Origin of the sequence: Nonomuraea glycinis (genome assembly GCF_014646515.1) — a bacterium.
In the GTDB taxonomy this organism is placed as follows: domain Bacteria; phylum Actinomycetota; class Actinomycetes; order Streptosporangiales; family Streptosporangiaceae; genus Nonomuraea; species Nonomuraea glycinis.
This window is the reverse complement of sequence record NZ_BMNK01000001.1, coordinates 954,626-981,206: the sequence shown is the minus strand read 5'-3', so window position 1 is coordinate 981,206 and position 26,581 is coordinate 954,626. Positions and strand designations below refer to the sequence as shown.

The window sequence follows — 26,581 nt, the reverse complement described above, 5'->3', positions numbered from 1 at the left end:
TGAAAGCGGGGGTAGGTGCGCTTGCAGGGAGGGGCGTTACCCAGGAGCGGAGGTGGTGACCGGTGCGGCTCGACTTCATCCGGCCGCTCTACGAGCGCGGTGGACCGTACACGAGCGTGTACGTGGGGGCGCTCGCCGAGCGGGAACGGGCGGTGCAGTGGGCCGGCCTGCGCGGCGAGGCGGTGCGGGCGGGCGCGCGGATACCGCAGGCGCTGGAGGAGGAGGCGCTGCGGCCGGGCCCGGGGCAGGCGGTGTTCGCCACCGAGCACGACGTGGTGCTGGTCGAGAGGCTGGCCGAGCCGCCGCGGCCACTGGCCCGCTTCTCGCCGCTGCCGCACGTCACGCCCATGCTGATGCGGCGCGGTGAGAACGTGGCGCACCTGCGGGTGGTCGTGGACCACGCGGGGGCGGAGGTGACGGTGTTCGGCGGCGGCTCCCCGCGCAGCGCGACGATCGAGGCCGAGGACTGGCCGCTGCAGAAGACCGCGCAGGGCGGCTGGTCCCAGAAGCGCTATGAGCGAGCCGTGGAGGAGACCTGGGAGAAGAACGCGGTGGCCGTCGCGCACGAGATCGACGAGCAGGTACGGCGCATCGGCGCGGACCTCGTACTGGTGGCGGGTGAGGCGAAGTCGCGGTCCCTGGTGGGCGACCATCTCGGCACCAAGTCCACCGACCGGATGCTGATGGTGGAGCACGGCCATCGCGGCGGTCTCGGCGGGTTCGAGCATGATGTGGAGGTGGCGCTCGACCGGTGGCTCGATCGCAGGCGGGCCGAGCTGCTGGCGCGGCATCGCGAGCAGGACGGGCCGGTGGGGATGACGCAGGTCGCGCGCGCCCTGCGTGAGGGCAGGGTGCACGCGCTGCTCCTGCCCGGTGAGCTGGACCGGCAGGTCTGGGTCGGCGAGGGCGGCACCCAGGTGTCGGCCGACGACGGGGAGCTGCGCGACTGGGGCGTCGAGAAGCCGGTCGCGGAGCGGGCCGACTCGGCCCTGGTCAGGGCGGCGACCATGACGGACGCCGAGCTCTGGTTCACCGACCAGGTGCCGGACGTGGCGGCCGTGCTCAGGTACTGACGATCACTTCGAGCGTGCGCGGGCCGTGCACGCCCTCGACCCGGTTGAGCTCGATGTCGCTGGTGGCCGACGGGCCGCTGATCCAGGTGAGCGGGCGGGCCGGGTCGAGCCTGGCGACCGCCTCGGGCACCCCGGCCACGATTTGCTCGGCCCGCACCACGCACAGGTGGTAGTCGGGCACCAGCGTCTGCGCCCGGCTGCCCTGGCCGGGCCCCGCGTCGAGGACGATCGTGCCGGTCTCGGCGATGGCCACCGCGCAGCCGGTGACGACACCGTCGGCGGCGTCCAGCTCGGCCAGTGAGCCGCCGGCGCGCTCGGCCTGTCCCGCCCACTGGGGCGGCAGCCCGTCGGGCACCACCATGCGGCGGCCGCGTACCAGCTCAGTGATTTTGTCCGGGACCTCGGCCGACGGCAGGACGTGCACGATCGCGCGGTAGTCGTCCACCCGCTCGGCGAACAGGCCCACCAGGTCGGCCACCGATGTCCGGGTGCGGTAGGCGCGGGGGATCTCCACCTCGGGCGCGTCGCGGACGGCCTGCCTGATCCTGCCGAGGATCTCGTCACGGGCGTTCATGACGCTCCCACCAGTCTCTGAAGGATTCTTCCGGGATGTCGGGCAGGTCCCGGGTGTCGGTCCAGGCCGACAGCGGGCCGGGCAGCCGCTTGGGGACCAGCTTGCGGAAGCGGGTGGCCAGGCGCTGTGCCTTGCCGAGTCGTACCGAGTCGTCCAGGATCCAGCCCGCGACGCGCATGCCCGCGCGCTCGGCCGGGTTGTGCGGCGCCTTGCCGCGCAGGTGGACGAGCACCTCGGGGATGTCGATCGCCACCGGGCAGACCTCGTAGCAGGCGCCGCACAGGCTGGAGGCGTACGGCAGGGAGGCGTCCAGATCCGACGACATGCCTCTGAGCTGCGGGGTGAGGATGGCGCCGATCGGGCCCGGATAGACCGAGCCGTAGGCGTGGCCGCCCGCGCGCTCGTAGACGGGGCACACGTTCAGGCAGGCCGAGCAGCGGATGCAGCGCAGCGCCTGGCGGCCGACCTCGTCGGCGAGCACGCCGGTGCGGCCGTTGTCGAGCAGCACCAGGTGGAAGTCCTGGCCTTCGACCGCGCCCGTCCACATGCTGGTGTACGGGTTCATCCGCTCGCCGGTGGAGCTGCGCGGCAGCAACTGCAGGAAGACCTCCAGGTCGCGCCAGGCGGGCACCAGCTTCTCGATGCCCACCACGCTGATCAGGGTCTCGGGCAGCGTCAGGCACATGCGGCCGTTGCCCTCGGACTCCAGCACCACCAGCGTGCCGGTCTCGGCGACCATGAAGTTGGCGCCGGAGATCGCCACCTTGCTCCTGAGGAAGCGTTCGCGCAGGTGCAGCCGGGCGGCCTCGGCGAGCGCGGCGGGCTCGTCGGTGAGGCCGGGCGGGGTCTCGGGCATCTTGTCGAGGAAGATCTCGCGGATCTCGGCCCTGTTGCGGTGGATCGCGGGGACCAGGATGTGGCTGGGGAAGTCGTCGCCGAGCTGGACGATCAGCTCGGCCAGGTCGGTCTCGTAGGCGGTGATGCCCTGCTCGGCCAGGGCCTCGTTGAGCTCGATCTCCTGGGTGGCCATCGACTTGACCTTGACCACCTCGCTCTCGCCGGTGGCCTTGACCAGGTCGGCGACGATGCGGTTGGCCTCGGCGGCGTCGCGGGCCCAGTGCACGTGGCCGCCCGCCCTCGTCACCGCCTCCTCCAGCTGGATCAGGTAGCGGTCGAGGTGGCGCAGGGTCTCGTCCTTGATCGCCTTTCCGGCCGCGCGGAGCTCCGTCCAGTCGGGGAGCTCGCCCACGACGTTCGCGCGCTTGCCCCGGATGGTGTGCGTGGCTTTCCGGAGGTTGTACCTGAGCTGAGAGTCTTGTACGGCCTTCGCAGCGTTTTCCGGGAAATTTCCTGGCATGCCGAGGAATGTGCCGCTCATGGGGTCGCCTCCGTCGTCGCGAGGATCTCCGCCAGATGCATGATCCGCACGCCGGAGCGCTGCCGGCCGAGCGTGCCGCCGATGTGCATGAGACAGGAGTTGTCGGCCGCGCAGAGCACCTCCGCCCCCGTGCCGGTCACGTGACGTGCCTTGTCGGAGCCCATCGCGGCGGAGACCGCCGGGTTCTTCACCGCGAAGGTGCCGCCGAAGCCGCAGCACTCCTCGGCTCTGGGCAGCGGGACCAGCTCCAGGCCGCGCACCTTGCTCAGCAGCCGGGTGGGCTTGTCGCCCAGGTGCAGCCCCCGGAGCGAGTGACATGTCGGGTGATATGTCACCCGGTGCGGGAAATATGCGCCTACGTCATCGACTTTCAGGACGTCGAGCAGGAACTCGGAGAGCTCGTACACCCGAGGCGCGACCTCGGCGATGGCCGCCGCGCCCTTGCTGCCCGGCCGTACCAGCTTGGGGTACTGCTCGCGCACCATGGCCGCGCACGACCCGGACGGCGCGACCACCGCGTCGTAGCCGGCGAAGACCTCGGTGAAGTGGCGCGCCAGCCGTACGCCCTCCTTCGGATAACCGGTGTTGACGTGCATCTGCCCGCAGCACGTCTGCGCGGCCGGGAAGTCGACGTCGCAGCCCAGCCTGCGCAGGAGCGACACGACGGCCTTGCCGGTGCCGGGGAAGAGCGTGTCGTTCACGCACGTGATGAACAGGGCGACTCGCACGCCTCACCTTCCGAGCTTTCCGGGGTATGGTCTGACCACAGTATGGTCAGACCATACCGGACGACATCGTCGGACCGCACCCCCTCGTGGCCGCCAAGGAGACCCCGTTGACCGACCGGCCCGCCAAGAAGACGCGCACGTTCGAGGACGTGCTCGCCCAGATCGAGCGGCGCATCGTCGAGGACGGCCTCACCGTGGGCGCCCGGCTGCCGGCCGAGCGGCAGCTCGCCGAGCAGCTCGGCGTCGGCCGCTCGTCCGTGCGCGAGGCGATGCGCGTGCTGGAGACCCTCGGCGTGGTGTCCTCGCAGGTGGGGCGGGGTCCCGACGCGGGCGCCATCCTCACCTCCCGGCCGGACACCGCGCTCACCGACCTGCTCCGGCTGCACCTCGGCCTGGCGAGCCTGGAGCTGCGCGAGGTCATCGACACCCGGCTGATGATCGAGCGCTGGGCCGCCGACCGGGCGGCGGCCGCCCGCGCCGACACCTCGGGCCTGGCCGCAGCGCTGGCCGCGATGGGCACGGCGGGCTCGGCCGAGGAGTTCGTGGAGCACGACACGGCCTTCCACTGCGCCCTCGCGGACGCCTCCGGCAACCGGCTGATCGCCGCCATCATGCGCTCGCTGCGGGACTCGATGCGGCGCTACGCGGTGGAGGCGGTGGAGCGGCTGGGTGACACGTCCCTGCTGCAGGCCGACCACCGGCGGATCCTGGCCGCCGTCGACGCCGGCGACCCCGGCGCGGCCTCCCGCGCGGTGACCGACCACCTGGCGCACGCCTACCCGTCGCTGTTCCCGGCCGCTGACGGCTAACCGGTGGAGTCGGCGACCAGGCAGTTGGCTCCGGCGCAGGTCCGCATGGCCTCCAGCCGGGCCCGCAGGTCGGTCAGCAGCTCCGGGGAGGCGGTCGCGGCCAGATTGTCGAGCTGGTAGGGGTCCGAGCGCAGGTCGTACAGTTGCTCCTCGCCTGTCTCATATTTGACATAGGTGTAGCGCGGCGTGCGCACGGCCCGATAGGGCGGCACCGGCGTCTGCGCGGCCGAGGACCGGTTGGTCGGCCGGTCGAACTCGATCAGGGCGTTCTTCCGCCAGACCGCCGGCTGCCCGCCGTGCAGCACCGGCAGCAGCGACCGCCCCTCCGCGAAGGGCGGCGGGACGGCCCCGCCGAGCGCCGAGATGGTGGGCGCGAGGTCCACCGTGGCGCCCATCTCCCCGATCGTGACGTTCCTCGGGATCCCCGGCCCGCGCACCACGAGCGGGACCTTGATGGCCTCCTCGAACGGCGTGGTCTTGCCCTTCGGGAGGCGGTGGGTGCCCTGGTGGAAGCCGTTGTCGGAAGTGAAGAAGATGTAGGTGTTGTCGAGCTTGCCGGTCTCCCGCAGCGTCTCGACCACCGAGCCGACGAGGTCATCGACGCCCAGCATGGCCCGCATCCTGTTGCGGTAGCGCCGGTCGACGCGCCGGATCTGCTTCTTGGTCAGCGGGGGCCTGGAGCGCAGCCACTCCGGCTCCCGGCTCACGTCCTCCCTGTTGAACGAGGGCGTCCTCGGGGCACGGGCGCCGGGGAACGCGCCGGCGTGCCGTACGGCGGAGTTGGCCGGCAGGTGCGGCGCGATCGGGGCGAGATAGAGGAAGAACGGCGTCCGGCTGCCGGCGATGAAGTCGCCGGCCTTGCCCGCCAGCACGTCCGAGAGGTAGTCCTCCTCCCCCCAGCCGTAACGGGTCACCCGCCCGTTCTCGTTGAGCCGGTAGCCGTACTCCCGATAGAGATGGCTGACCGGAACGGCCCATTCGTCCCAGCCTGGCGGCACGTAAGTTTTCGGGACCACATTGCCCGGATAGTGGTTGAGATACTTGCCCATCAACGCGGTGCGATAGCCGGCGTCCTTCATCCAGGTTCCGATGGTGGAACGTTCCAGACCTAGTTCGTAAAATCTGGCAAAGCCCCCCTCTGGCGGCGTATTCGTCCATACTCCGTGGCTGTGCACGTACTGCGAGCGCAAGATCGACGAGCGCGACGGACAGCACCAGGAGTTCGTCACGAAGAACCGCTCGAACGAGGTCCCCTCGTTCACCACATGCTGCGTGATGTTCGGAAAGTACGGCAACGTCCCGTAATCGAGGTCGTCGGCCACGATGAAGACGATGTTCGGCCTGCCTCCTGAGGCCGCGGCGGGCTGGGCCACCGGTAGCACAAGCAGCAGGACACAGACGAGACGACACAGAGCCTTGTACACGAAGCACACGTCCCCAATGGATCCGCATTGACACCCGGCCCCTCACCGACCCCTAATAGAACTTAATTCGGGAGGTGTCGATTTGAAGCTCGGCCTTAACCTCGGCTACTGGCAGCGCAACGCCGACGACGCGACCGACTCGGTGCTCGCCGCCGAACGGCTCGGCTACGACTCGGTGTGGACCGCCGAGGCCTACGGCAGCGACGTGTTCACCCCCCTGGCCTGGTACGGCGCGCGCACCTCGCGCATCAAGCTCGGCACGTCGATCGCCCAGATGTCGGCCAGGCCGCCGGTCACCACGGCCATGACCGCGATGACCCTCGACCACCTCACCGGCGGCCGCCTGCTGCTCGGCGTCGGCGCCTCCGGCCCTCAGGTCGTCGAGGGCTGGTACGGCCAGCCGTTCGCCAAGCCGCTGGCCAGGACCCGCGAGTACGTCGAGATCATGCGCAAGGTCTGGCGCCGCGAGGAGCCCGTCACCAACGACGGCCCCCACCACCCGCTGCCCCTGCCCGGCGGCCTCGGCAAGCCGCTCAAGCTCATCACCCACCCGCTACGCCCCGAGATCCCCGTCTACCTGGGCGCCGAAGGCCCCAAGAACGTCGCCCTGGCAGCCGAACTCGCCCAGGGCTGGCTCCCGCTGTTCGCCTTCCCGTCCAAGATCGAGGAGATGTACGGCGAAGCGCTGGCGCCCAGGAGCCCCGGCTTCGACATCGCCGCCATGGTCATGGTCGTCATCTCCGACGACGTCCGCGCCGCCCTGGACGGCGTCAAGATGATGCTCACCCTCTACATCGGCGGCATGGGCGCCAAGCAGCGCAACTTCCACGCCGACATCATCGGCCGGATGGGCTACGCCGAAGCGGCCGAGCACATCCAGTCGCTCTACCTCGCGGGCCGCCGGGATGAGGCGTTCCGCGCCATCCCCGACGAACTCGCCGACGGCATCTCCCTGGTCGGCCCGCCGGGCCGCATCAAGGAACGCCTGGAACTCTGGCACAAGTCCCCGGTCACATCCCTGCTCGTCATGGGCCCCCGCGACGAGCCGACCCTACGCACCGTCCGCGACCTGGTCCTCGGCTGACGGCCTGGACCATGTTCTGGCCCATTCTGGCCGACGGCAGGCGCCGGACCGGATGGGATTTACCTGGTGCTCGGCACGATCCCGCCGCCATTGATCCCGCAGGACGTCGAAGGCCGAAGGCAGGCCCTCGATGTGCTGAAGGACAATGGAATCAAGGTCATGGTCCATGGTCGCTACCAGATGAGCAGGGAACGCCTGGATGAACTGATCCAAGTCCTCCAGCAGACCGCCGACCAGTACGACACTCTCGTGGACAGAGCTGCCAAGGCACAGTCCGAGCACGACGGGAAGGACTGATCATGACGCCCCCCTTGTCTCTTTCTCTCTGCTCCACCAGCACCGCTGAGGAGTTTCGATACGAGCACATACGCTCTACGAGCCCTCAGGTGCGGCGGCGACAGCATCTGAAGCCCGTGCGCGTGAACCCCACGACGTCAGCGGTTCTCCACGGACCCTGGCCCGCAGTTTCCAGCAACTCACCGTTGGTCGGGCCGGCGCCCTACGAGGACTGCGACACGGACGAGCATGTCCGTACATATGTCTCCCGTCTTTGGAGCGAGGACTGGGACAGTCCCGAAGACTCTCTCTACGACGACCTGTGAACCCCGGAGAAGTACGGCTCGTCTGGTTTCCCTTCAGCCATGCGGAGCCGAAACCCTACAAGAAGCGCCCGGTCCTGATCATCGCCACCGCAGGAGCCGGATCAGATCGCGCCATTCTGGCAGCGATGATCACTTCGAGTGCCAAGCGCGCCACGAATCCGGGCCCGCATGACGTGGTGATCTCAGACTGGCAGTCAGTCGGGCTCGTAGCCCCCTCCATCGTGCGTGCCCATCGAATCTGGACCGCACCGATTCAGTCGGGGCGTGGGGCCGGGTCGGCGGTGACAGACCTCAACAGGGGCCTGCTCGCGGCGCCTGCCCCGAGCACCCCGGCGAAGCCGAGCCCCACGCAGACCAGGAGCATGGTCAGGCCGCCGCCGTCGGGTGCGCCGCTCATGAACGGCAGCCCGCAGAACACTCCCACCGCGATCGACCCGCCGCCCATCACCGCGAGCGGGACCAGCGTCTCGGTCCTGCGGGCGCGGTCGAGCACCGTCAGCGGCGTGCCCGCCAGCCGCAGCAGTCCGTACGTCTGCCGCCGGTCGAGGATCGAGGAGGCCGCGGTGATGCCCGCGCTGGCGATGGCCACCAGGAACGACACCGACAGCACCACCACCGTTCCCGAGCGGATGTCGTCGATGATCTGCACGTTGTCGTGCTCGTGGTCGGCGTCGGAGGTGGGGGTGCGGCCGGGGACGAGCCCGGCCAGGGCGGTGCGGGCCCGGTCCATGGTCGCCGGATCGGCGTGGCCGGCCGGGGTCACGCCGACGAGCTTGTCCGAGCGCCGCACGGTGGCGGTGACGCCCGCCTTCCCGAGCCGCTCGCGGGCCTGCTCGGCGACCGCCGACGGCGACCCCTCGGGGACGAGGACGCGCAGCTCGCCCGGGGTCGCGCCGGTGGCGAGCGCGCCCGGGGTGAGCAGAGCGAGGAAGCCCGCGACGAAGCCGGTCATGGCCACGCCGCTCACGGTGCGCCAGGCCGAGCGGGGGTCGTCCACCAGTCTGCGGCCGGCGAGCAGTCCGGCCGGCCTGCGGGCGGTCGCGGCGGTGACGCGGCCGATGATCCCGACCACCCACGGGCCGACCAGGTTGACGCAGAGGAACGCCAGGCCGATCACCACCGCGACGACCGTCACGCTGGTGGCCTGGCCCAGCATGGGGACCACGGCGAGTACCGCCAGCAGGGCGAGTGCCCTGAACCAGCGCATGGCGGGCGGGGTCTCCCGCTTGGCCACGCCGAGCGGGCTGACGACCACCCGCCTTAGCCCGGCCACCGCCGACAGGCCCACCAGCAGCGGCACCGCGACCAGGCAGGCGGCCGGCACCAGCGGGTGCGGCAGCAGGTCCGCGGCGAACCAGGGGCCGCCGCTGATCTCGATACGGGTGAGCAGCGGCACGGCCAGCGCGTAGGCGGCGGTCCCGGCCAGCGCGCCGGCGAACGCCACGATCACCGCCTCGGCCACGGTCATGCCGACCACCTGGCCGGGCGTCGCGCCGACCAGCCGCAGCGTGGCCAGCCGCTGGTCCCGCCTGGCCACGGTGAGCCGGGCCGCGGCCCCGCCGAACACCAGCAGCGGCACCACCATGAGCACGCCGGCGATGAGCGCCAGGATCTGGTAGCCGCGAGCGTCCTCCGAGGGCCTGCCCACCAGGTCGGCCACCTGGGTCGGCCGGCTGCCCGCGGTCCACTCGTCGCTGCGCGCCGCCGTCATCTCCGGCGCGTCGGGCCGGTGGCCGACGACCGCGACCAGCTCCTCCGGGTGGATCAACGCCTCCTCGCCGAGTACGCCCGTCCGCGCGGGGAAGCGGGCGGCGAGCTGGTCGGCGGGGAGCCGCCCGGCCAGCTCGGCCAGCGCCGGGGAGAGCCACGCCTCGCCCGGGGCGGGGAAGCGGGCCAGCCCCGGCGGCGCGGGCGCCCGGCCGTTCAGTGCGGCCAGGTCGACGACCGTGATCTTCCGGCCGCGTACGTAGTCGTAGCGTGTCGCCTCGACGGCCACGGCCTTGCCCGAGGCGGCCGCCACCGGGACGCGCCAGGCGCCTCTGTCGGCCCTGGCCTGGAAGGCGAAGTTGGCCGTCACGGCGAACAGCAGCAGCATCGTGGACACGGCCACCGCGCCCAGCGTGAGCCAGGTGCCGAGCATCCCCTTGCGGCCGCCTCCTCTGAGCAGCCGCCACGTCAGGTCGAGGTTCACGTCCGCACCCCGCCCACTGCCAGCAGGCCGTCGCGGACCTCGACCGTACGCTCGCACCAGGAGGCCACGTTGGGGTCGTGGGTCACCACGACCAGGCCGGCGCCGTTGCCCCGGGTGGCCTCCACCAGCAGCCGCATCGTCTCCTGGCCGGTCGTCTGGTCGAGCGCGCCCGTCGGCTCGTCGGCGAACACCACCGCCGGCTTGGTCACCAGCGCCCTGGCGATGGCCACCCGCTGCGCCTGCCCGCCGGACAGCTCGCCCGGCCGCCGGGTCTCCATGCCGCCCAGGCCGAGGGGCCCGAACCAGGAGCGCGCCTGACGTACGGCCTTGGCGCGAGGGACGCCGCTCAGCATCAGCGGGAGCGCGACGTTCTCCTCGGCGGCCAACTCCGGCAGGAGCTGCCCGAACTGGAAGACGAACCCGAACCGGGTGCGGCGCAGGGCGCTGCGCGCCCGCTCGCGCATGCCGTCGATGCGCTCGCCGAGCAGGCGTACCTCACCCCCGTCCGGTTTCATGATCCCCGCCAGGCAGTGCAGCAGCGTGGACTTGCCGGAGCCACTGGGCCCCATGATCGCCACGGCCTCCCCGGCCCGCACCGCGAGATCCACGCCGCCCAGCGCCACCGTCTGCCCGAACCGCTTGGTCAGGGCCTGTCCAACAAGCACATCGTTCATGCCTCAGAGCCTGGCGGGCGGGCAGGGTGGCGCGGATCGGCTTTGTGACCGGTTTCCCCTCGGCCGAACGGTTGATCCTAGAGTTGGCCCCGTGACTATTCGGGTGCTCATCGCCGACGACCAGCAACTCGTACGTACCGGCTTTCAGATGATTCTTGACGCCCAACCGGACATGGAGGTCGTGGCGGCCGTCGCGGACGGCGCGGAGGCGGTCTCCGAGGCCAGGCGGTTACGGCCGGACGTGTGCCTGCTCGACATCAGGATGCCCAGGCTCGACGGGCTGGAGGCGACCCGCGCGCTGGCCGGGCCCGGTGTCGAGGCCCCCATGCGGGTGGTCATCGTCACCACCTTCGACCTGGACGAGTACGTGTACGGCGCGCTGCGGGCCGGCGCGACCGGCTTCCTGCTCAAGGACAGCGGGCCCACGCTGCTGGTGGAGGCGGTCAGGGCGGCGGCCGGCGGCGAGTCGCTGGTGTCGCCGTCGGTGACCGTCCGGCTGCTGCGGCACCTGGCGCAGCCCCGGCGCGGGCCCGCCCCGCTGCCCGAGCCGCTGACGGACCGCGAGCTCGACGTCGTCCGCCTGGTCGCCAAGGGCCGCACCAACCAGGAGGTGGCCGCCGAGCTGTTCGTGTCGCTGTCGACGGTGAAGACGCACCTCGGCAGCGTCTTCACCAAACTCGGCGCCCGGAACAGGGTGGAGATCGCGGCATGGGCCTGGGAATCGGGCGTCGTCACCTGATTAGCGGAGGGATCTGCGGGATACAAGTGAAACAGAACCTCAGCGCATGGCCCGGGGGGAGAACATCGTGCGCTTTGCCCAGGCACCGCCCATCAAAGCCGCCTCTGCCGTCTACGTGACGCTCGCGGCGCAAGTCGTCTCCCTGGGCGCCCTCGTGCTCTTCGAGCGGGTCCGCGGACGCGAGCTCGCCACGCAGCTCGCCGCGTTCGGCGGCCGTCCACGGGGCGCCGACGCCGAGGCCCTCGTCGGCGCGGTGACCGTCTTCGCGGTGCTGCTGATGCTGACCACGGCCGCCACCCTCGCCGCCGCTGCCGCCTACGTCACCTGGCTGGTGCGCGCCAGACAGGCCAACGACCCCTCCGCGCCGTCCACCGCGGTGGCGGGCGCCTGGCTGATCCCCGGCGTCAACCTGGTGGGGCCCGCTCTGCTGGTGCACGAGCTCTGGAAGGGCGCCCGGCCGCCGTCCGACCGGCGGGCGCGCTGGCTCGCGCTCGTGGCGGCCTGGTGGCTGAGCTGGCTGACGACGCTGACCCTGGCCGTGACCGGACTCGCCCGCGACCCCTCCGGCGGCCTCACGGGAGCGGGACTCGCCGAGCTCACCTGCCTGACCCTGTCCGCCCTGCTCTGCGCGGCCACCGTACGCGAGATCACCCGCCTGCAACAGCTCGCCTGCACCGCCCCGGACAGCACGGACCAGCCCTTGAGCCCTCTGCTCGGCACCGCCCCCATCGGCCGCACCACCTGACCGCTGTCGCGCGATCACCGGACGGGTGACGGATCGACACCGCCGGCCGGCAGCCCTACGCAGTGGTGCTGTCAAGATCCTTGACGGCGCACCCGTCTGAAGCCCTTTCTGTACGATGCGGTCCGGCATCGGAAGGGGCGGACGAAAGGTTGATATGCCGAAGACTACTGTGACTCTTCTTTCACTGGCGTTAGCAGCAAGTCTGGTTGCCTGTTCCCCGGACAACGACCAGCGCGGGCCGGGAGCGGAGGGCGATCGAAGATCGTCGGAGACCGGCATCAGTGCCGACTTCCCTCGGCAGAACGTGATCGTTACGGCGGTGTGCTCGCCGGGGAACGGCAGCGGCGGAGTCGTCAACGTCGATGGCTGGGAGCCGCAGAGCTGGAAGCACGTGGCGCATACGGAGTTCCGGCTGCCGGACACGGCGGTCGTTCAGTCCGACAAGGGCAGGCCGGCCACCGCGGTGCAGGAACTGTGCAAGCTGGCCGACATGCTCGCCGATGCCAGGGATGTGACGGCTATCAGATCGCTCTTCGATCAGGACTTCACGAAGATGGCCGTGGTCACCGAGGACCCGGAGACCGAAGGGACTCATGTCGGATACCTCGACCGCTCGGGGAAGTTCACCGATCTGACGGGGAACGAGGAGTTCGGCAACACTCCGCACGAGGACAATGCGGTCTTCGTACCAGACGGGAGTGCGGTCTGGTTCACCCATGAGGTGGACGGCCAAGAGCGCGTCGCCAGCCGAGCGCTCGCCGGGGACCACAAGGCGGTTGACCAATTGCAGGTCGAGACCGTCGGCGAAAGGCACCTCATCGTGGTGGGGACGCCGGGCAGGGTGGTGCTGGCCAACGACGCTCACGTCTCACCGGACGGAAAACGCCTCCTGAGCGAGAGCTACGTCCAGGAACTCGCGGCAGATCTCCGAGCAGTGGGCCCGGACCTCGTGGAGAAGGGCCGCTTCATCTCCTGCGACGGCGGGGGCCAGGTGGGCTGGCTGGACAACGACACGGTGCTGTGTGACGCGAAGAGCACCCGTGAGGGCAGATTCGCCACACTCGACATCTCTCCTGGGGCGAAGCCCGGGGCGCCCATCGTTCCCGACAACGACCATGGGAACAACGGCATGGTGGTCTCCCCCGACGGGCAGCAGTTCGCGTTCCTCTCCGCGAAGGGGACCGTGAGGGACTACTACCTCTGCGACACCAAGCCGGGCTCCACGCCCAAGAAGGTCGAGCGGACCGGGGAGTTCTCCACCCTCGGTGACACTGCTGTGTTCATCGACTGGCGCTGACACGTCGGTTTCTTCATCCACCGGCCGGTGCGATGGATCGAACCCACCCACCTCGAAGCCCCTCAGGCCGCGGTGGGGCCGGAGCTGCCCTGGCTGGCGTGCCAGAGGGCGCGGGGTGGGGTGGTGAGGGCCGGGCCGCTGAGGTCGGAGTAGGGCGAGAGTCTGAAGCCGTTGGCGTACTCGATGGCGCGTCCGCCCACGGGGCCGCCGTCGGCGGGGGGCGCGGTGAGGAGGGCGCGGGCCGCGTCGGCGCCGCGTGAGCGCCACACCGCGTCGAGGTCCACCAGGTTCCAGCAGTCCAGGGCGCGGATGGAGACCGCGCGGGTGCCGGTGCGCCGGACCACTCCCCTGGCGACCAGGAGCCACGAGCCGAACACCGTGGACGCGCACCGGCCCTGCACCGACTCGAAGAAGGTCAGGTCCACCGGCCCGGTCGAGTCGTCGAGGGTGGCGAAGATGATCCGCTGGCCGGAGCGGATGGCGGGCGTCTGGGTGGCCACCTTGACCCCCGCCACCAGTACGTCGGCGCCGTTGCGCAGGTCGAGGAGGTCCTTGGCGCGGGTCACGCCGAGCACGTCGAGCAGCTCGTCGTGGAAGCTGACGACGTGCCGGCTGATGTCCATGCCGAGGATCTCCAGCTCGGCCTCGACCATCTCCGTCTCCGTCATCTCCGGCAGCTCACCCGGCGCGATGTGCTCGGCGAACCCCAGCGGCAGCTGCACGGCGGCCTGGCGGCGGTCCTGGACCGGCTTCGGGGTGTAGCGCCTGGAAGTGCGCGGTCCTGACTGGACGCCGCTGGCGGAGGCCCGCTCCAGCACGCCGACCTGGGCGATCAGGTCGCGCCGGGTCAGCTCGCCGGGCCGCCAGCGGTCGCCGCCGCCGGGCCGCAGATGGTGCAGCGCGTCCAGGCCGCCGACCTGGACGATGCGTTCCAGGGTGGGCCGGGAGGGGCGGGCCCGGTCCCAGAAGTCCGCGAGCGAGGTGTACGGCCGGCCCGCCACCATGCGTTCCACCTCCGCCTCGCTCACCCCCTTGATCGCCGAGAACGGCACCCGCAGCGCGTACCCCTTGCCGATCTCGGAGAGGCGGAAGTCCCTGAGCCGCCTGGGCAGGTCGGCCTCGCCCAGCCCGGCGGGGTCGACCCGGACCTGGACGCGCGGGCCGAGCCGCTCCACCCGCCAGTCCTTGGCGGACTTGTTCACATCCAGCGGGAGGATCTCCACCCCGCACTGCCTGGCCTCGTCGATGATGACGCGCGGCGGGTACATGCCGGGGTCGTGCGTCAGCACCCCGGCGAAGAACGCGGCCGCGTGGTGCCGTTTGAGCCAGGCCGACTGGTAGGTGGGCAGCGCGAACGCCGCCGCGTGCGCCTTGCAGAACCCGAACCCGCCGAACGCGTCGAGCACCTTCCAGGCCCGCTCCACGGCCTCGTCGCCGAACCCGTTCGCCTTGGCCAGCGGCACGAAGTGCTTGCGCACCCGGTCACGGCCCTCCGGGGTGCCGAGCGCGCGCCGCAGCGACTCGGCGAACGACAGGTCCCGGCCCGTCATCACCTCGATGATCCTGAGCACCTGCTCGTGGAAGACCACGACGCCGTGCGTCTCCTTCAGCGCGCCGTGCAGCTTCTCATGCGGATAGTACGGCTTCCGCCACCCATGCCGGGCCTCCAGGTAAGGGGTGACCATGTCGGAGTTGACCGGCCCCGGCCGGAACAGGGAGATGTCCACGATCAGGTCGTGCATCGTACGCGGCTCCAGCTTCGCGACCAGCTCCCGCTGGCCCGGCGACTCGATCTGGAAGCAGCCGAGGGTACGGCCGGAGCAGATCATGTCGTACGTCGCCTGGTCGTCGTGCGGGACGTACTGGACGCCGGGGTCGGCGCCGGGCCGGCCGTCGAGCTCGACCCGCACGTCGTCCACCCGCTCGATCTCGGTCAGCGCGTAGGCCAGCGCGGACTGCATCCGCACGCCGAGCACGTCGAGCTTGAGCAGCCCGGACTCCTCCACGTCGTCCTTGTCGAACTGCGACATCGGGAAGTCCAGCAGGCTGCGTTCGACGGGGGTGCGGTCGCGCAGCCCGGAGTTGCCGATCAGCACACCGCACGGGTGCAGCGCGATGTGCCGGGGCAGCCCGTCGAGCTTCTCCGCCAGCCGGAACACCCGGTCGAGCCCGGCCTCGCCGAGCCGGCTCTCGCGCAGCTCGGGCAGGTCGCTCAGCGAGGCGGTGATCTGCCTGGCCCTGATGTGCGGGAACGCCTTGGCGATGGCGTCGATCTCGTGCGGCGGCAGCCCCATGGCCCCGGCCACGTCGCGGATGGCGCTGCGGGCCCGGTAGGTCTCCATCATGGACACGCAGGCGACCCGCGACTCGCCGTACCGGTCGAAGATCGCTTTGTAGCAGTCGAGCCGGCGCGCGGACTCCACGTCCATGTCGATGTCCGGCAGCCCGATGCGCCCTTCGGACAGGAAGCGCTCCATGAGCAGGCCGTGGTCGAGCGGGTTCACCTCGCCGATGCCGATGAGGTAGTTGACCAGGCTGCCCGCTCCCGAGCCGCGGATCGCGCAGCGGATGCCCATCTCGCGGATCATGTCGGTGATGCCGGCCACGGCGATGAAGTAGCCGGACAGGCGCTTGCGCTCGATGATGTCCAGCTCGGCGCCGAGGCGCTGCCTGGCGTCGCGGGAGCGGGCCAGGCCGCGTGCGGCCAGCCCGTCCTCGACCCGGTGGCGCAGCAGCGGCACCGGGTCGCGGCCGACCTCCGGCAGGTGCAGGTCCGGCGGGTCCTTGCGCAGCGCGAGCAGCTCCGCCGGGTCGAGCGCGCAGGTCTCGGCGAGCTGCCGTGTGGTGTGCAGCAGGCGGCCGATCCGGCTCTCGTCGGCGCCGCAGATCTTGGCGGCCACCTGCCACATCTCCTTGCCGCTCTTGAGGTAGGCGTGCGAGGTGGTGCGCTCCAGGTGGCGCGGGTGCAGCGGGACGAGCTGGCGGGCCGCGTCGAGCACGTCGCCGACCTGGTGGTCGGCCGGGTCCAGGTATCTGACGGCGTTGGTGAGCACGGCCGGCACGCCCGCGGACTCGGCCAGGCGGAGCATGCGCAGGGCCGTGGTGGCGTCGTGGAAGCCGTACTGGTCGACCAGCTCCACCACCACGCCGGGCAGCACCGAACGCCACAGGCCGAGCAGCATCCTGGCCCGGTCGTCGCGCCTGGCGGCCACCGCGCGCCCCACGTCGGAGCGGGGGCCGAGCAGCACCACCAGTCCCCCGTCGCCGTCGGCGTCCCAGTCGCCGATCAGCTCGCGGGTCACCCGCGGCTCGCCGCGCTCGCCCGCGTAGTGGGCGGCCGTGACCAGGCGGACCAGGCGGGACCAGCCGCGCGAACGGGCCAGCACCGTGACCCGGTCCTGAGCGCCGGGCCCGGTCCGCGGCCGCCGCGAGCCGGGGTCCGGGTCGGAGCGCGACCAGCGACCGGGGCCGGGGGCCGTCCCGGAGCGCCGTCCATGGCCGGGATCTGGGTCGGCGAGGGCGAAGTTCACGCCGTACACCGGGGAGATCCCCGCGTCCGCGCACGCCTGCGCGTGCTTGACCGCGCCGTACAGCCCGTCGCGGTCGGTCAGCGCCAGGATGTCCATGCCGTGCTCGGCCGCCCGCGCCACCAGCCCTCGCGGGAAGGCGGTGCCGTAGCGCATCGAGTACGCGGAGCTCACGTTCAGGTGCGGGAAGGGCGGCGCCATCAGTCCCACGCCCTCATGAGCAGCCAGCCACTGCCGGCGGTGTCGAACCTCAGCTCGTACGAGCCGACCTCGCGCCCCGGGCTGGCCTCGACCCGCCAGAACCGGCGCTCACCGGGATCCCCCTCGCTGGTCTTCCACCACTCGCGCGCGACCACCCAGTGGTCGAGGACGCGGCGGACGAGGTAGAGGCGGTCGTGCCAGACGAACTGGGTCGGCTCCCCGTCCCTGGTCCACACCTCTATCGGATCGCCATAGAGTCTGCTCAAGACGCTTCTCCCCGCGGCTCTGGTCGGATGCTGAGCCACCCGGGGGAAGACGGGTGCTTGCTACGTATCGAACATATGTTCTTACGCCCCGAAGTGCAAGTCGCCCGCCCGCCGGACGAGCGAGTTGGCGCCCAGCGAGTTGCGGATGCTGAAGGCCACGCTGCCCGCCCGGTAACGGTCGTCGGAGCACTCCACGGGCCGGCCCTCGTAGGTGGTGGTGGCCCGGCGCTGGCGCAGCAGGGGGCTGCCGCGCCGTACCCCGAGCAAGCGGGCGTCCTGCGCGCCCGCCGAGACCGCGTCGATGAGATGCTCGCCGTAGGCGAACACCAGGCCGGCCGAGTCGTAGAGCGCCTCGGTGACCGACTCGCACTCCGGCGGCAGCGCCTCGACCGCCGGGGCGATCCAGTGCGCGTACGCCGTCCGCTCCAGCAGCACCGGCTCGCCCTCCAGCGACCGCAGCCGCAGCACGTCGAGCACCTCCTGCGGGCCGAGCCTGGCGGCCTCGGCGGCGCTCGGCGGCCGGCGGTGCTGGCGGATCACCTGACCCTCGAACCGGTAGCCGTTGGCGCGCGCCCACTGGGCGAAGCTGTGCAGCTCGGCGAAGCTCTGGCTGCGCGCGTTGCCGAGCACGATGCGCCTGGCTCCCTGCCGCGATCCGACCAGGCCCTCGGCCACCAGGACGGCGACCGCCTGCCGCACGGTCCCCCGGGCCGCGCGGTGCCGTTCGGCCAGCTCGGCCTCGGAGGGGAGCTGCGCGCCGACCGGGTGGACACCGGTGAGGATCTCGTCGCGCAGCTCATCGGCTATCCGTTCATAGCGCGCAACCATCTACGACCCTCCCAGTTCACAAAAGAGCAATGTATATGCGACTTACTAGGGCTCGCTTGTTTGTACAAGTTCCCTTAAATTCTTCCCACACCCCCGGAGTGGAGGCCCACGTGTTCACACCTCGCGCTCGTGTGGCAGGCGTCATCGCTGCCCTGACCGTTGTTACCGCGGCGTGCGGCGCCGCGCCATCAGCTCAGCAGGCGTCGACCACGGAAGGCGGCGTGAACGCGAGCACCGCGACCTCCGCCGCCGACTTCGGCGGCCTCGACAAGCTGGTCGAGGCGGCCAAGAAGGAGGGCAATCTCCACGTCATCGCGCTGCCGCCCGACTGGGCCAACTACGGCGAGATCATCAAGGCGTTCGAGGCGAAGTACGGCATCAAGATCGAGAGCGAGGACCCGGACGCGGCCAGCGCCGACGAGATCAACGCCGTCAAGACCCGCAAGGGCCAGGACCGCGCCCCCGACGTGCTCGACCTCGGCCAGTCCTTCGCGATCAGCGGTGCCACCGAGGGCCTGTTCGCGCCGTACAAGGTGCAGACCTTCGACAAGATCCCCGAAGGCCAGAAGGAGCCCACCGGGCTCTGGACCAACGACTACGGCGGCTACATCTCGATCGGCTGCGACGCCAAGAAGATCAGCGCCTGCCCGACGAGCTTCGCCGACCTGCTCAAGCCGGAGTACAAGGGCAAGGTCGCGCTGAACGGCAACCCGACCAAGTCCGGCTCGGCCTTCGCCGGCGTCTACGCCGCCTCGATCGCCAGCGGCGGCTCCTTCGACGACATCCAGCCCGGCCTGGACTTCTTCAAGAAGCTGAAGGACGCGGGCAACTTCAACCCGGTCGAGACCACCCCGGCGACCATCGAGAAGGGCGAGACCCAGATCAGCATCGACTGGGACTACAACAACGCCGCCTACGCCCCCCAGATGGCCGCCAAGGGCCTCGACTGGCAGGTCAACATCCCCAGCGACGGCAAGTACTTCCAGATGTACGCCCAGGCGATCAACAAGGACGCCCCGCACCCGGCGGCGGCCCGCCTGTGGCAGGAATACCTCTACAGCGCCGAAGGCCAGAACCTCTACCTGAAGGGCTTCGCCAGGCCGGTCCTGCTGCCCGTGATGGAGGCCGACGGCACCGTGGACAAGGCCGCGGCCGAGGCGCTGCCCAAGGTGGACGGCACGCCCACCTTCCCCACGAGCGAGCAGGTCGACGCGGCCAAGGCCAAGCTGGCCGGCGGCTGGGACGCCGCGATCTCCGGATGAGGCGGCCCAAGGGGTGGCTCGGCGCGCTGCCCCTGCTCGCCTTCTACGCCTTCGTCTTCGGCCTCCCCCTGGTGGCCCTGCTGGTGGGCGCCTTCACCTCGCGGGGCGAGCCGACGCTGGCCAACATGCGCCAGAGCCTGGAGGGCGGCAACCTCACCTCGATCGCCGGCAGCGTCCAGGTGTCGGCCGTGGTGGCGCTGCTCGGGGCCGTGCTCGGCACGTTCCTCGCCTACGCCGTGGTCACCTCCAGGTTCGCGGCGCTGCGGCACTCGGTGCTGACGGCGTCCGGCGTGCTGGCCAACTTCGGCGGCGTCCCGCTGGCCTTCTTCTGGGTGGCCACGCTGGGCAACTCCGGCGTGGTCAGCGGGCTGCTGGGGCTGCCCACCGGCGCCCTGTACACCTTCTGGGGCCTGGTCGTCGTCTACCTGTACTTCTCGGTCCCGCTGATGGTGCTGGTCATGGCACCGGCGCTGGACGGGCTGCGGCCGCAGTGGCGGGAGGCGGCGGCCAACAACGGCGCCACCTCCTGGCACTACTGGCGCTACGTCGGCCTGCCCGTGCTGACGCCGGCCCTGCTCGGCGGCGTGGTGCTGCTGTTCGGCGGGGCGTTCGCCGCCTACGCCACGGCGGCGGCCATGGGCGCGGGCACCGTCGTGCCGCTGGTCACGCTCAAGATCGCGAACGCGCTGACCAGTGACGTGCTCATCGGCCAGGAGAACGTCGCGCTCGCGCTCAGCCTCAACATGATCGTGATCGCCGGCCTGGTGATGGCCGTCTACCTGCCACTGCAGAGAAGGAGCACCCGATGGCTGCGGTGACGGGCCTGGAGCAGCCGCTGGTCGTGCCGTCGGCCGGGCCGCCCGCCCGGCCCAGGGTCTGGCGGGCGGTCGTGCTCCTGCTGGCCGCGCTCTACTTCCTGGTGCCCCTCGGCGCCTCCCTCTGGTACACCATCTACACCCCCACCACCGGCGTGTCGTTCGAGGCCTACGGCGAGCTGCTCACGGCCGAGGGCTTCGCCGCCAGCCTGGCGCTCTCCCTGGGGCTCGGGCTCGCCACCATCGTGCTGGTCCTGCTGCTGACGCTCCCGGCGATGCTGGCCGTACGGCTCAGCGCGCCGCGGCTGCGGCCGGTGATGGAGGTGCTGTGCACGCTGCCGCTGGTGGTGCCGCCGATCACGTTCGTGGCCGGGCTCGGCACCTCGCTGCGCACCGGGGCCGAGGTGCTCGCGCCGACCCCGTTCTGGGCCACGCTCATCGCGGTCCAGGACCCGGCCTTCCCGATCGTGCTGGTGCTGGCGTACGTCGTGCTGGTGTTGCCGTTCGTCTACCGGTCGCTGGACGCCGGGCTGCGCACCATGGACGTGCGCACGCTCGTGGAGGCCGCCCGCAACCTGGGGGCTTCGTGGCCGTACGTGCTGCTGCGGGTGATCGTGCCCAATCTGCGCTCGGCCCTGGCCAGCGCCTCGTTCCTGACGCTCGCCCTGGTCTTCGGCGAGTTCACCGTGGCCAGGCTGCTCGGCTATCAGCCGTTCGCGGTGTGGATCGTGACGATCTCCGGCTCCCGGGGTCAGGTGTCGGTCGCGGTCTCCATCCTCAGCCTGCTGCTCATCTGGCTGCTGCTGCTCGCGGTCTCCAGCGCTTTCGGTAGGGAGAAGAAATGACGTCCAAGGTGGAGTTCCGCGACCTGCGGCGGATCTTCGGCAAGACGGTCGCGCTGGACGGCCTCGACCTGACCATCGAGCCCGGCGAGTTCGTGGCGCTGCTCGGCCCGTCGGGCTGCGGCAAGACCACGGCGCTGCGGTGCGTGGCCGGGTTCGAACGGCCCGACTCCGGAGCCGTGCTCGTCGACGGCAAGGACATCACCGACGTGCCCGCCAACAAGCGCGACGCCGGCATGGTCTTCCAGTCGTACTCGCTCTTCCCCAACCTGAACGCCCGCGACAACGTCGCCTTCGGCCTGCGGGTCCGCCGGGTGCCGGTGGCGGTGCGGCGGGCCAAGGCGGACGAGCTGCTGGAGCTCGTCGGCCTGCCCACGCACGCCGACCGCTTCCCGCACCAGCTCTCCGGCGGCCAGCAGCAGCGCGTCGCGCTGGCCCGCGCGCTCGCCCTGGAGCCGCGCGTGCTGCTGCTCGACGAGCCGCTGTCCGCGCTCGACGCGAAGGTACGGGTCGCGCTGCGGGAGGAGATCCGCCGCCTCCAGCTCGACCTCGGCATCACCACCATCTTCGTCACCCACGACCAGGAGGAGGCCCTGTCGATCGCCGACCGGGTCGCGGTGCTGCGCGACGGGCGGCTGGAGCAGGTGGGGGCGCCCGCCGAGGTGTACGACCGGCCCGCCACGCCGTTCGTGGCCGAGTTCGTCGGCACCATGAACCACCTGGTCGGTCAAGCCTCGCCGGAGGGCACCGTCACGGTCCTCGGCCACACCCTGCCCATCGACGGGCCCTCCCCCGACAGCCCCGAAGTGGACGTCCTCATCCGCCCCGAGGCCGTACAGGTCACCCCCGCCGAGGACGGCGAGGCCGAGGTGCTGGTCGCGTCGTTCCGCGGCTCGTCCGTCCGGCTGCGGCTGGCCCTGGCGGGCGGCGAGGTCCTCGCCGACGTGCCGGGCCACGAGGCGGTACGGCTCGCCGCCGGCACCCGGGTCACGGTGCGCCTGGTGGAACGACCGGTCCTGGTGGCCCCCCGCACGGTCACGGTCCCCGCCCCCGTCACCGAACCCGCCGATGCCGTCTGACCTACCACCCGACAAGCCACCTGGCGATTTCCCCGGGCCGCCTGAAATGCCGGATGGCCCGCCTTCTGATGGGTCCGCCGGAGGACCGCGGTTCGACGGGCCGCCTGCAGGGTCGTCCTGGGCTCTGCAGGCGGTGCTGTTCGACCTGGACGGCACCCTGGTGGACAGCGAGCCGCACTGGTGGCAGGCCACGGTGTCGGTGGCGCGCACGCTCGGCGTCGAACTGGGCCCCGCCGACACCCCGCACGTCCTCGGCCGCACGGTCGAGGACACGGCCGCCCACCTCCTGGCCGCCACCCCGCCCCCTCACTTCCCTGAACGCGCTACGCCCGCCCAGCCTGCCGCCGACCTGATCCGCCTCCTCACCGAGTCGTTCGCCCAGCGCGTCGAGCAGGGCGTGGAGCTCATACCGGGCGCCACGGCCCTGCTGCACGAGCTCGCCGCCGCCCGCCTGCCCACCGCCCTGGTCAGCGCCTCCCCGCGCAGCATCGTCGACCTGGTGCTGCCGAGACTCGGGCACCGTTTCGCCCAGGTCGTCGCGGCTGAGGACACCACGCGCGGCAAGCCGTACCCAGACCCTTATCTGGAGGCGGCGCGACGGCTCGGCGCCGACCCGAGCCACTGCGTGGCCATCGAGGACAGCCCCACAGGCGTCACCGCCGCCACGTCAGCAGGCTGCCGCGTCCTGGTGGTCCACCCGAAACACGGCCTGCCAACCCTCCGCGACATCCGCCACGCCTGACGGTCAGCGTCCGCCTGAAGCGCTTTCAAAGCCTCTGTGGGGGAATCTCTTCATAAGAAGGCGCGAAAGTGTAGCCTGACCGCAGGCTGGCGGATGAGGAGAAGATCGTCGTGCTGTTGCGCTTCAGAGTGGCCAACCATCGGTCCATCCGCGACGAGCAGACCCTCTCCCTCGTCGCCGTGCCGCGCCGCGGCGAGACCACGGAGCTCGACACGGTCCGGGTCGCCGGCATCTACGGGGCGAACGCCTCCGGCAAGTCCAACGTCCTCAGCGCGCTGATGTGGATGAGCGACGCGATCCGCTCGTCCCACACCCAATGGGAACCGGTCGGCGGAGTGCCCCGGCAGCCGTTCAAGCTCTCAGACGCCGGGCGGGCGGCCGCGTCGTTCTTCGAGCTGGACTTCCTGCACAAGGACGCACGCTATTCGTACGGCTTCGAGGTCGACGACACGCAGATCCTGGGCGAGTGGCTCTACACGTTCCCACACGGCCGCAAGAAGAAGCTGTTCGAACGATCGGGCGCCGAGGAGATCACCTTCGGCCGCGCTCTCACCGGCGAGAACCAGCGCATTCGCCGGCTCACCCGGCCCAACTCGCTCTACCTGTCCGCCGCAGCGTCCAACAACCATCCGCTGCTGGGCGCTCTGTACGCCGACCTGATCAACAAGGTGATGTTCGCCCAGCATGGCGAGGAGGACGAGAAGCTGCGCCTCCACCTCACGAAGTTCCTGCTGAACGAGACGGATTTCGCCCCGGCCCTCAACAAGCTGCTGCGACTGGCGGATCTCGGCGTGGAGCGGGCCGAGGTCATGGAGAGACCGAACGACCCGACGCCGGACGATCCCACCGAGTCCGCAGCGGTGCTGAGAGCGGTCCGCGCCCAGGTCGTCCTGCGTAGAACGTCCGGCGGCGTGCCCCTCAGCCTGGAGGCGGAGAGCGCGGGCACCAGAGCCTGGCTCTCCCTGCTCGGCCACGCCCTCATCACCCTGCGCGGAGACGCCGTGCTCGTCACGGACGAGATCGACTCCAGCCTGCACCCTCTCCTCAGCTCCAGCCTCATCCGGATGTTCAGAGACCCGGTGATCAACAAGCGAGGCGCTCAGCTGATCTTCGCCTCGCACGACACGACCCTGCTGGGCTCGATGCTCGACAACGAGATCATGGCCAGGGACGAGGTCTGGTTCACCGAGAAGGACGACTCCGGCGCCACCAGCCTCTACGCTCTCGCCGAATTCCATCCCCGGCGCGACGAGAACGTCGAACGCGGCTACCTTCAGGGCCGCTACGGCGCGGTTCCGTACCTCAACTTCGACAGCATCCGCGAAGTCTTCCGCGAAAGGGACGAAGCAACACGTGAGCCACAGGCGTAGCCCCCAGCGCCTTGACCGTCCCACCGGTCGCCGCACGCCGCGAAAGCGTGTCCTCATCGTCTGCGAAGGCCAGGTCACCGAGGTCGAGTACTTCGAAGGGATCCGCGACCACTTCCGGTCCCTGCCCGTTGAGATCCGAGCCTGCAAGGTCATCGGCCTGGGCCGGGACCCCGGTTCCCTGGTGGCCTATGCCATCCGTGAGCGTGACAAGAAGGACAAGGAGGCACGCGGTCAGCGCGACGCCAACCTCGCCTACGACGAAGTCTGGTGTGTGGTCGATGTGGACGACCACAGCACCCTCGACCAAGCCATGAGCACCGCGCGCAAGGGCCAGGTGCACCTGGCGGTCTCCCACCCGTGCTTCGAGCTGTGGATCCTGTATCACTTCGAGACGTGCACTGCAGCGTGCGACTCCGATCAGATCAGCCGCAAGCTCAAGAAACACATCAAGGGGTACGACAAGCACCTGGGACGGGACTTCCCCTTCGCCGACCACGAGCTCGCCCGCGAACGCGCTCAGCGGGCGGATCCCGATCACTGCGAGGCCAACCGCAAGGGGCGGAATCCGTCAACCAACGCTTGGCTGATTGTCGAGGCCATACGTCAGGCAGGCAGAAATAGGTAAGCTTGCGCGCCGTGAGCGGTGAAACATCCCACATCGGGCGCTACAGGCTGCTGCGAGTGCTGGGCCAGGGTGGGATGGGCACGGTTCATCTCGCCGAGGACTCCTCCGGGCAACAGGTCGCGATCAAGGTGATCAATCCGGAGTTCAGCCAGCATGAGCAGTTTCGCATGCGTTTTCGCAGGGAGGCCGACGCCGCGCGGCGGGTGCGGCGGTTCTGTACGGCCGCGGTGCTGGAGGCCGCGCTCGACGGGAGTCAGCTCTACGTCGTCACGGAGTACGTACCAGGTCCTAATCTTGAGCAGGCCGTACAGCAGTCAGGGCCGTTACGCGGGTCGAGTCTGGACGCGCTGGCCGTCAGCGTGGCCACGGCGCTCATCGCGATCCACGGCGCCGGGGTGGTGCACCGCGATCTGAAGCCGTCCAACGTGCTGCTCTCCCCCGTCGGGCCGCGGGTGATCGACTTCGGCATCGCGCGGGCGCTCGACACTCTCGGCGGCGTCACCGGCACCGGCGAGCTCATCGGGACACCCCGGTACATGGCTCCCGAGGTGCTGCGCGGGGAGCCGGTATCGCCCGCTTGCGACGTGTTCTCGTGGGGGTGTCTGATCGCGTACGCCGCCAGCGGGCGCTCGCCGTTCCCCGGGGAGACGCTGCCGGCGATCGTGTACCAGGTGCTCAACACCGAGCCGAACCTGGACGACGTCGAGCCTGGGCTGCGGGAGCTCGTCATGGCGGCGCTGCGCAAGGACCCGGCCATGCGGCCGACCGCGCAGCAGCTGCTCGACCATCTCGTGGGGCGGTCGGCGGCACCCGAGCAGGCCGCCCAGACGGTGCAGGTGGCCTGGCAGAAGGCGACCACGCCGCTGTTCGAGGGGGCGGCGCCGCGCAAGCACCGGGGCAGGCTCTTCGCGGGGATCGCGGTGGCGACGGCCGTCGTCGTGGCCGTCGCCACGACGGCCTGGGCGATGCTGTCCTCCGGAGGGCCGCCCGACCTCGCCGTCCTCTACCGGGAGGATTTCACCCAGACCACCGGCGGCTGGAACGGCACGTACGACCCGAACGCCTCCTCCAGCTACGGCTACCGCACCGACGGCACGTACGGGCTGGACGTGGAGCCGGACACCGAGGAGCGCTGGGCGGAGGCCGCCATCCCGTTCCTGGTCAAGAAGCCCACCACCACGCCCGAGCCGTCCGCCACGCCTACGCCGATGCTGCCGGAGACGGTGCTCGTGGCGGTCAGTGCCGAGGTGCAGCAGGTTACGGGGTCCGGGGAGTACGGCGTTTACTGTCACGCGGCGGATGACAAGAGTTATTACGAATTCGGGCTGGACACCGGGGGTAATGCTCGCATTCGGCGGATCTATGGGGGGTCGGGCGGGACGCTCACCCAGCCGGTCAAGGTCGGGGAGTTGAAGGGGAAAGTCCGGATTGAGGCCGCCTGTGAGCAGACGGGGTCAGCTGTGCGGTTGACCATGTGGGTGAACGGGGAGCAGGTGCAGCGGGCAGACGACCCCAATGGGATCGGTAACGGCGGGGTGGGGTTGTTCACCCGTACGCCCAAGGACAGCGAGTCGATTTTGAAGACCACCTGGGATGACTTCGAGTTGCGAGGGGCTCGGGAGCAGCAGTAGGGAATCCGGCGGCTCAGGTCCGGCGGTTCGCGGCCAGCCGGCTTCCTCGACGCCTGAGGCGGACGGTCCTGACGC

At 70.6% G+C, this 26,581-nt stretch carries 24 protein-coding genes and 1 pseudogene; 16 read left to right on the top strand and 9 right to left on the bottom strand.

Going from position 1 to position 26,581, the window contains the following annotated elements:
* Positions 1-62: 62 nt before the first annotated feature.
* Entirely contained in the window at positions 63-1,073 is a 1,011-nt protein-coding gene (locus tag IEY87_RS04550) for a baeRF2 domain-containing protein (protein WP_189137160.1), read from the top strand.
* Here IEY87_RS04550 and IEY87_RS04545 read toward each other — a convergent pair.
* From IEY87_RS04545 to IEY87_RS04535, 3 genes are read right to left on the bottom strand one after another with little or no spacing between them, the layout of a single operon-like run.
* Entirely contained in the window at positions 1,063-1,647 is a 585-nt protein-coding gene (locus tag IEY87_RS04545; protein WP_189137159.1) for a LutC/YkgG family protein, read from the bottom strand. The two genes, IEY87_RS04550 and IEY87_RS04545, sit on opposite strands and share 11 nt — an antisense overlap.
* On the bottom strand, positions 1,634-3,025 hold the full coding sequence (locus tag IEY87_RS04540) for a lactate utilization protein B (RefSeq protein WP_189137158.1): 1,392 nt from the start codon (positions 3,023-3,025) through the stop codon (positions 1,634-1,636). Before IEY87_RS04540 ends, IEY87_RS04545 begins: the two co-directional genes overlap by 14 nt.
* Positions 3,022-3,753, bottom strand: coding sequence for a (Fe-S)-binding protein (locus IEY87_RS04535; RefSeq protein WP_189137157.1), 732 nt, complete (start codon positions 3,751-3,753; stop codon positions 3,022-3,024). The genes IEY87_RS04540 and IEY87_RS04535 overlap by 4 nt, the downstream gene beginning before the upstream one ends.
* 107 nt (positions 3,754-3,860) lie before the next feature.
* Here IEY87_RS04535 and IEY87_RS04530 point away from each other — a divergent pair, with 107 nt between their 5' ends.
* Complete coding sequence (locus IEY87_RS04530) at positions 3,861-4,562, top strand: FadR/GntR family transcriptional regulator (protein WP_189137156.1); 702 nt, start codon at positions 3,861-3,863, stop codon at positions 4,560-4,562.
* Here IEY87_RS04530 and IEY87_RS04525 read toward each other — a convergent pair.
* Positions 4,559-5,935: a sulfatase family protein gene (locus IEY87_RS04525; RefSeq protein WP_225278055.1), complete on the bottom strand. Its 1,377-nt coding sequence runs from the start codon at positions 5,933-5,935 to the stop codon at positions 4,559-4,561. The two genes, IEY87_RS04530 and IEY87_RS04525, sit on opposite strands and share 4 nt — an antisense overlap.
* A 133-nt stretch (positions 5,936-6,068) precedes the next feature.
* On the opposite strand from IEY87_RS04525, the gene IEY87_RS04520 reads away from it, so the two are divergent.
* From IEY87_RS04520 to IEY87_RS47105, 3 genes and pseudogenes are all read left to right on the top strand, one after another.
* Positions 6,069-7,070 (top strand): LLM class F420-dependent oxidoreductase, encoded by a 1,002-nt coding sequence (locus IEY87_RS04520; protein ID WP_189137154.1) that lies wholly within the window; start codon positions 6,069-6,071, stop codon positions 7,068-7,070.
* Positions 7,071-7,136: 66 nt separating this feature from the next.
* Complete coding sequence (locus IEY87_RS04515; protein WP_189137153.1) at positions 7,137-7,367, top strand: hypothetical protein; 231 nt, start codon at positions 7,137-7,139, stop codon at positions 7,365-7,367.
* A 301-nt stretch (positions 7,368-7,668) separates the two neighbouring features.
* Positions 7,669-7,908, top strand: a pseudogene (locus IEY87_RS47105) (type II toxin-antitoxin system PemK/MazF family toxin); the annotation flags it as partial.
* A gap of 17 nt (positions 7,909-7,925) precedes the next feature.
* Here the strand turns inward: IEY87_RS47105 and IEY87_RS04510 are convergent.
* Entirely contained in the window at positions 7,926-9,863 is a 1,938-nt protein-coding gene (locus IEY87_RS04510) for an FtsX-like permease family protein (RefSeq protein ID WP_189137152.1), read from the bottom strand.
* Positions 9,860-10,537 carry an ABC transporter ATP-binding protein gene (locus IEY87_RS04505; protein WP_189137151.1) on the bottom strand — a complete coding sequence of 226 codons (678 nt, stop codon included), beginning with the start codon at positions 10,535-10,537 and terminating at the stop codon, positions 9,860-9,862. The genes IEY87_RS04510 and IEY87_RS04505 overlap by 4 nt, the downstream gene beginning before the upstream one ends.
* Positions 10,538-10,628: 91 nt before the next feature.
* Here IEY87_RS04505 and IEY87_RS04500 point away from each other — a divergent pair, with 91 nt between their 5' ends.
* The 3 genes from IEY87_RS04500 to IEY87_RS04490 all read left to right on the top strand — a co-directional run bounded on the left by IEY87_RS04500 (position 10,629) and on the right by IEY87_RS04490 (position 13,318).
* Positions 10,629-11,276, top strand: a complete 648-nt coding sequence (locus tag IEY87_RS04500; protein ID WP_225278034.1) for a response regulator — start codon at positions 10,629-10,631, stop codon at positions 11,274-11,276.
* A gap of 67 nt (positions 11,277-11,343) precedes the next feature.
* Positions 11,344-12,021, top strand: a complete 678-nt coding sequence (locus IEY87_RS04495) for a DUF4328 domain-containing protein (protein ID WP_225278035.1) — start codon at positions 11,344-11,346, stop codon at positions 12,019-12,021.
* Positions 12,022-12,136: 115 nt separating this feature from the next.
* Positions 12,137-13,318 (top strand): hypothetical protein, encoded by a 1,182-nt coding sequence (locus tag IEY87_RS04490; protein WP_189137148.1) that lies wholly within the window; start codon positions 12,137-12,139, stop codon positions 13,316-13,318.
* 62 nt (positions 13,319-13,380) lie between these two features.
* Here IEY87_RS04490 and IEY87_RS04485 read toward each other — a convergent pair whose 3' ends face one another.
* From IEY87_RS04485 to IEY87_RS04475, 3 genes are all read right to left on the bottom strand, one after another.
* Complete coding sequence (locus IEY87_RS04485) at positions 13,381-17,046, bottom strand: DNA polymerase III subunit alpha (RefSeq protein WP_189137323.1); 3,666 nt, start codon at positions 17,044-17,046, stop codon at positions 13,381-13,383.
* Positions 17,046-17,312 (bottom strand): DUF6504 family protein, encoded by a 267-nt coding sequence (locus tag IEY87_RS04480; protein WP_189137147.1) that lies wholly within the window; start codon positions 17,310-17,312, stop codon positions 17,046-17,048. Before IEY87_RS04480 ends, IEY87_RS04485 begins: the two co-directional genes overlap by 1 nt.
* A gap of 81 nt (positions 17,313-17,393) precedes the next feature.
* Positions 17,394-18,140, bottom strand: a complete 747-nt coding sequence (locus IEY87_RS04475) for a GntR family transcriptional regulator (protein WP_189137146.1) — start codon at positions 18,138-18,140, stop codon at positions 17,394-17,396.
* Positions 18,141-18,361: 221 nt separating this feature from the next.
* Here IEY87_RS04475 and IEY87_RS04470 point away from each other — a divergent pair, with 221 nt between their 5' ends.
* The 8 genes from IEY87_RS04470 (at position 18,362) to IEY87_RS04435 (ending at position 26,506) form a co-directional block, all read left to right on the top strand.
* Positions 18,362-19,402 carry an ABC transporter substrate-binding protein gene (locus IEY87_RS04470; protein WP_225278036.1) on the top strand — a complete coding sequence of 347 codons (1,041 nt, stop codon included), beginning with the start codon at positions 18,362-18,364 and terminating at the stop codon, positions 19,400-19,402.
* Positions 19,399-20,220 (top strand): ABC transporter permease, encoded by an 822-nt coding sequence (locus tag IEY87_RS04465; protein ID WP_189137144.1) that lies wholly within the window; start codon positions 19,399-19,401, stop codon positions 20,218-20,220. Before IEY87_RS04470 ends, IEY87_RS04465 begins: the two co-directional genes overlap by 4 nt.
* The gene (locus IEY87_RS04460; RefSeq protein WP_189137143.1) at positions 20,208-21,062 is read left to right on the top strand and encodes an ABC transporter permease; all 855 of its coding nucleotides are present in this window, start codon (positions 20,208-20,210) and stop codon (positions 21,060-21,062) included. Before IEY87_RS04465 ends, IEY87_RS04460 begins: the two co-directional genes overlap by 13 nt.
* The gene (locus IEY87_RS04455; protein WP_189137142.1) at positions 21,059-22,138 is read left to right on the top strand and encodes an ABC transporter ATP-binding protein; all 1,080 of its coding nucleotides are present in this window, start codon (positions 21,059-21,061) and stop codon (positions 22,136-22,138) included. The genes IEY87_RS04460 and IEY87_RS04455 overlap by 4 nt, the downstream gene beginning before the upstream one ends.
* Positions 22,139-22,271: 133 nt before the next feature.
* Entirely contained in the window at positions 22,272-22,880 is a 609-nt protein-coding gene (locus IEY87_RS04450; protein ID WP_225278037.1) for an HAD family hydrolase, read from the top strand.
* A 110-nt stretch (positions 22,881-22,990) separates the two neighbouring features.
* A complete protein-coding gene (locus IEY87_RS04445; protein ID WP_189137140.1) occupies positions 22,991-24,250 on the top strand; it encodes an AAA family ATPase in 1,260 nt (419 codons plus the stop codon).
* Complete coding sequence (locus IEY87_RS04440) at positions 24,234-24,875, top strand: RloB family protein (RefSeq protein ID WP_189137139.1); 642 nt, start codon at positions 24,234-24,236, stop codon at positions 24,873-24,875. The genes IEY87_RS04445 and IEY87_RS04440 overlap by 17 nt, the downstream gene beginning before the upstream one ends.
* An 11-nt stretch (positions 24,876-24,886) precedes the next feature.
* A complete protein-coding gene (locus IEY87_RS04435; RefSeq protein WP_225278038.1) occupies positions 24,887-26,506 on the top strand; it encodes a serine/threonine-protein kinase in 1,620 nt (539 codons plus the stop codon).
* The last annotated feature ends 75 nt before the right edge of the window (positions 26,507-26,581 follow it).